This window comes from Cellulomonas septica (genome assembly GCF_012396155.1).
Lineage (GTDB): Bacteria > Actinomycetota > Actinomycetes > Actinomycetales > Cellulomonadaceae > Cellulomonas > Cellulomonas septica.
In genome coordinates this window covers 1-4,321 of the sequence record NZ_JAAXOY010000287.1, presented here as the reverse complement: position 1 = coordinate 4,321, position 4,321 = coordinate 1, and the positions used below count along the sequence as shown (strand labels likewise).

5 protein-coding genes are annotated in these 4,321 nt (G+C 73.7%); 1 reads left to right on the top strand and 4 read right to left on the bottom strand.

The window, feature by feature from the left end; all coding sequences use genetic code 11:
* The 4 genes from HGA02_RS11695 to HGA02_RS11680 form a co-directional block, all read right to left on the bottom strand.
* A partial coding sequence (locus HGA02_RS11695; protein ID WP_168679157.1) for an ABC transporter ATP-binding protein occupies positions 1-1,038 on the bottom strand: 1,038 nt, incomplete at its 3' end.
* A gap of 168 nt (positions 1,039-1,206) precedes the next feature.
* Positions 1,207-1,968, bottom strand: coding sequence for a hypothetical protein (locus HGA02_RS11690; protein WP_168679156.1), 762 nt, complete (start codon positions 1,966-1,968; stop codon positions 1,207-1,209).
* On the bottom strand, positions 1,965-2,876 hold the full coding sequence (locus tag HGA02_RS11685; protein ID WP_168679155.1) for an ATP-binding cassette domain-containing protein: 912 nt from the start codon (positions 2,874-2,876) through the stop codon (positions 1,965-1,967). The genes HGA02_RS11690 and HGA02_RS11685 overlap by 4 nt, the downstream gene beginning before the upstream one ends.
* The gene (locus HGA02_RS11680; protein ID WP_124341681.1) at positions 2,873-3,274 is read right to left on the bottom strand and encodes a GntR family transcriptional regulator; all 402 of its coding nucleotides are present in this window, start codon (positions 3,272-3,274) and stop codon (positions 2,873-2,875) included. Before HGA02_RS11680 ends, HGA02_RS11685 begins: the two co-directional genes overlap by 4 nt.
* Positions 3,275-3,440: 166 nt before the next feature.
* Here HGA02_RS11680 and HGA02_RS11675 point away from each other — a divergent pair.
* A partial coding sequence (locus tag HGA02_RS11675) for an LLM class flavin-dependent oxidoreductase (RefSeq protein WP_168679154.1) occupies positions 3,441-4,321 on the top strand: 881 nt, incomplete at its 3' end.

The window sequence follows — 4,321 nt, the reverse complement described above, 5'->3', positions numbered from 1 at the left end:
CTTCGCGCGGCGCGCGGCCGTGGCGGTGGTGACGGACGGGCCGGCGTCCTGCGACGCGCGACCGGTGAGGGCGACGAACGCGTCCTCGAGCGAGCCCTGCTCGAGGTGCAGGCCGAGCGGGCGGATGCCGTGCTGGTGGAGCGCGACGAGCACGTCCTGCACGACGTTGTCGGTGCCGCGCACCTCGACAGTGCCGTCGGCGGGGGCGGTGGCGGTGACGGTGGCGGTCGAGCCGGTGGCGGTCGCGTCGGCGGCGGTCGCGTCGGTGGTCGCGCCCGCCGTCGTCGAGACGTGCGTGACGGTCGGCGTGCGGTCGAGCAGCCCGGCGGGCATCGGTGCCGACGGGCGGAACCGCAGCACCTGCTCGGCCGTGGCGCGCGCGGCGAGCTCGGCGGGCGTGCCCGTCGCGACGACCCGGCCCGCGTCGATGAGCGCGATCCGGTCGCACAGCCGCTCGGCTTCCTCCATGAGGTGCGTGACCAGGACGATCGTCACGCCGCGCTGCCGGATCGCGTCGACGACGCCCCACGTCTCGCGACGGGCGTGCGGGTCGAGGCCCGTCGTGAGCTCGTCCAGGATCGCGATCTCCGGGTTGCCGACCAGTGCCAGCGCGACGGACAGGCGCTGCTTCTGGCCGCCCGACAGGTTCTGGAACCGCGTGCCGGCCTTCTCGGTCAGGCCCAGGTCGGTGATGAGGGAGGCCGGGTCGGCCGGGTCCTCGTAGAACGACGCGTACAGGTCGAGCGCTTCGCGCACGGTGATGCGGGGCGGCAGCTCGCTCTCCTGGAGCTGGAGGCCGACGCGCTCGTGCAGGCGGCGGGCGTCGCGGCGCGGGTCGAGCCCGAGGACGCGGACGGCGCCCGCGTCGGCGTGGCGCAGGCCGCCGACGATCTCGACGGTCGTCGTCTTGCCGGCGCCGTTGCGGCCGAGGATCCCGAAGATCTCGCCGGGCTGGACGTGCAGGGAGACGTCGTCGACGGCGACGTTGCGGCCGTAGGTCTTGCGCAGGTGCTCGACCTCGATGACGGGGGTGGGCATGGTGCTCCTCCTGGGTCGGTGCGGGACGGGCGCACGGCGGGTCGCCGGGCGGCTCGAGGGTGTGCGGTGCCGCGGGAGCGGCGTGCGGGCCGTCCCGTGGTGCGCGGAGAGGGGTGCGGGTGGAGCGGGGTGCCCGGCGCTCGGTGGGCCGGTGCGGGTCAGGTCAGGTCAGCTGGTCCGGACGGGCACGTCGGCGGTCCGGACGAGCCGGTCGACGACGAACGCCATGACGGCGACGAGCACGAGGCTCGCGGCGACCGCGACGGGCGTCGTCACGCCGTTCCCGCCGAACCAGGTCTCGGTCGGGATGGGCCCGGCGTCGGCGGCGAAGAACGCGGACACGAGCAGGATCGGGCCGGCCGTGAACGGCAGCAGGAGCGTGCCCCACCAGCCGCCGGTGCGCAGGTAGACGATGCCGACGAGCAGCCCCGACACGTACGTCACGAAGTACGTGAGCAGCGAGGCGGGGATGAACGTCTCCGGCCCGGCTCCTGCCGACAGGTCGTCGAAGAACTGCCACTGCCATCCGGCGGCGTCGTACACCGCGCGCTCGACGAGCAGCAGCAGCGAGAAGACCCCGCCGTAGAGCACGGCCGTGGCGGCCGCCGCGACGAGCGACCCGCGGACCAGGCTGCGGCGGGTCAGCCCCGTCGCGACGTGGATCGGGAAGTACGTCGTGGTGACGATGATGAACACCGAGAACGGGAACCAGATCGCACCCTGCCGCGTGAACGCGACGATGCTGTTGTGCAGGTCGCCGACGTTGGTGACGATCACGATCACGGCCGCGACCACCACGACGGCGAGGCCCCAGAACCACGCGGCGAGGTAGACCTGCGTGCGCAGCAGCCAGCGCGCGGTGAGCCACGTCTGGTTCTCGACGTAGCCGGCGCGGGCCTTCGCCGGGAGGGCGGGCGTGGCGGCGGTCATCGGGACTCCTGCGGGGTGAGGGCGTCGGCGGTCTCGCCGGCGCCGCGGTCGGTCAGGTGGACGAACAGGTCCTGCAGCCCGACGGCGCCGAGCTCCAGCCCGGCCGCGCGTGCGCGGGCGTCGTCGTCGGCCTGCGTGCCGATGACGGTGGCCTGCGCCGTGCGCCCGAGGGCCTGACGGGCGACGACGCGGCGGCCGACGACGAACGCGTCGACGGCGTCGGCGGGACCGGTGACGGTGAGCCCCTGCTCGCGCAGGGTCGTCGCGTCGTCGGCCGCGAGGACGCGGCCCTTGTCGATGACGACGACGTCCTCGAGCAGCCGCTCGACCTCGCCGATCAGGTGGCTCGACAGGACGATCGTGCGCGGGTGCTCGATCCAGTCGGCGAGCAGCGCGTCGTAGAAGGCGTACCGCGCGGGCGCGTCCATGCCGAGGTGCACCTCGTCGAGCAGCGTGAGCGGTGCCCGCGTCGCGATGCCGACGACGACGCCGAACGCCGAGCGCTGGCCGCGGCTCATGCGGTCGGGACGTTTGTCGGGGTCGAGCTCGAACCGGTCGAGCAGCGCCTCCGCCGCCTCCCGGTCGAAGTGCGGCCGGCGGTCCGCGAGGAACGCGAGGTTCTCCTTGATCGCCTCGTCGAGGACGACGTCGCCGCTCTCGCGGATCAGGCACGTGCCGCCCATGATCCGCGGGTTCTCCCACGGGTCCTCGCCGTCGACCAGGATCGTGCCGCCGTTGCGGCGGCGGAAAGCGGCGAGCACCGACAGGAACGTCGTCTTGCCCGAGCCGTTGCGGCCGAGCAGTCCGGTGATCGCGCCGGGGCGGATCTCGAAGGACACCGCGTCGAGCGCGGTCGTCGTGCCGTAGCGGGCGGTGAGGTCGCGGACCTCGACGCCGAAGCCGGTCATCGGGCACCTGCCTGGGGGGTGTCGGTGGTGGGCTGCGCGGCGGTGGCCGCGCGCTCGCGGAGGCGGGCGACGACCTCGTCGACGTCGATGCCCAGCAGGCGGGCCTGCTCGAGCACCGGGTCGACGACGTCGGCGAAGAACGTGTCGCGGCGCTCGGCGCGCAGCTTCTCGCGGGCACCGGGGGCGACGAACATGCCGACGCCCCGGCGCTTGTAGAGGACGCCCTCGTCGACCAGCTCGGCGAACGCCTTGGCGGCGGTGGCCGGGTTGATGCGGAAGGTCGTCGCGTACTGCGTCGTGGACATGACCTGCTCCTCGGCCTCGAGGGCGCCGCTGAGGACGTCCTGACGGATCTGGTCGGCGATCTGGACGTACAGGGGTTCACGGCCGTCGAACATGCGGCTGCTCCTGTCGTCGTGAAGTTCCTTGGTTCATTACTCGACTAATGAACCACAGAACCATCGTGCGCCACAAGAGAGCGAGGGAAGGTCCAGGGTGGTTCGCTCGTTGCGGCAGGTGCGGCCCGGCGTCCCGGTGTCGCGCGACCGACGACGACGAGGACCCATGCCCGACTACGGCCACGAGCTCACCTTCGGCACCTTCCTGACGCCGACCAACGCCGACCCGCAGGCCCCCGTGACGCTCGCGGTCCTCACCGAGGAGGTCGGGCTCGACCTCGTGACGTTCCAGGACCACCCGTACCAGCCGCGGTTCCTCGACACCTGGACGCTGCTGTCCTACGTCGCCGCCCGGACCTCGCGCGTGCACCTCGCGGGGAACGTCCTCAACCTGCCGCTGCGGCAGCCCGCCGTGCTCGCGCGCGCCGTCGCGTCGCTCGACCTGCTGTCCGGCGGGCGCGCCGAGCTCGGGCTCGGTGCCGGGGCGTTCTGGGACGCGATGGTCGGGATGGGCGTGTCTCGCCTCACGCCGGGCCAGGGCGTCGACGCGCTGTCCGAGGCGATCGACGTGATCCGCGGGCTGTGGGACACGTCGTCGCGGTCGCCGCTGCGGGCCGGCGGCTCGTACCACTCGGTCGACGGGGCCAAGCGCGGGCCGGCGCCCGTGCACGACGCGGGCATCTGGCTCGGTGCGTACAAGCCGCGCATGCTGCGGCTGGTCGCCGAGAAGGCCGACGGCTGGCTGCCGTCCGAGGGGTACCTGGAGCCGGGCGACCTGGCGCGGGGGAACGCGGCGATCGACGCGGCCGCCGTCGCGGCCGGGCGGGACCCGCGGGAGATCCGACGGCTGCTCAACCTGTCCCCCGGCTCCGGGTCGCTCACCGGGTCGACGTCCGCGTGGGTCGACGCGCTGGTCGCGCTCGCGGTCGACGAGGGGGTCGGGACGTTCATCCTCGGCACCGACGACCCGTCCGTCATCGAGACGTTCGGCACCGAGGTCGCTCCCGCGGTGCGCGAGCGGGTGGCCGCCGATCGCGGGGTCGCCGG